Source organism: Escherichia albertii NBRC 107761 = DSM 17582, assembly GCF_000759775.1.
Lineage (GTDB): Bacteria > Pseudomonadota > Gammaproteobacteria > Enterobacterales > Enterobacteriaceae > Escherichia > Escherichia albertii.
This window is the reverse complement of sequence record NZ_BBMY01000232.1, coordinates 1-595: the sequence shown is the minus strand read 5'-3', so window position 1 is coordinate 595 and position 595 is coordinate 1. Positions and strand designations below refer to the sequence as shown.

The window sequence follows — 595 nt, the reverse complement described above, 5'->3', positions numbered from 1 at the left end:
CCTCATACACGGTGATGGTCCCGGCATGTGACGGCGGGAAGCCCTCCACCAACAGAATGACGCTGTACTGACCGTACTCAACGTCCATGCTGTAACGACCGGCTTCATCCGGATTTTCAGAGGCCACCGTGTTCACCACCACCGTGCTGCTGGTCCGTCTGGCTTTCAGTTGAATGGTGCAGTTCTCTACCGGTTTTCCTGTGCCATCTTTAAGCACGCCAGAAATTTTTACTGTCATACTTTTCCACCAATAAAAAAAGCCCGCAGCAGTGACGCCACGGGCTTCAGGACAGTGTAACTTTACGTTTCCTCAAACGCAGTTCACCCCATAAGGTGGATGAACCTGCGTATCATAACAATATTTACAGAAGATAAATCGGCGTCTGTTGTCAGAAACGGTATCCGATACCAACAATAAATGCATCCGTTCGCCAGTCGCCACTACCGGAACCTTCATAAGCAAGGTCAATGGTCACGGATTCGGTCGGGTTAAACTGCACGCCAGCCCCCCACGCCAGAGACGTGTTGCTGTGGCGACCGTCATCACTTCCGGTCAGCACATCGTGCGTTTTCCCCTTGTTGTCAGTTACGCGGA

2 protein-coding genes are annotated in these 595 nt (G+C 51.9%); both read right to left on the bottom strand.

All coding sequences use genetic code 11. The features are described from left to right. A partial coding sequence (locus tag EA14781_RS22260) for a prophage tail fiber N-terminal domain-containing protein (RefSeq protein ID WP_042336426.1) occupies nt 1-238 on the bottom strand: 238 nt, incomplete at its 3' end. Between the two features lie 151 nt (nt 239-389). Then, a partial coding sequence (locus EA14781_RS22255) for an Ail/Lom family outer membrane beta-barrel protein (protein WP_042336424.1) occupies nt 390-595 on the bottom strand: 206 nt, incomplete at its 5' end.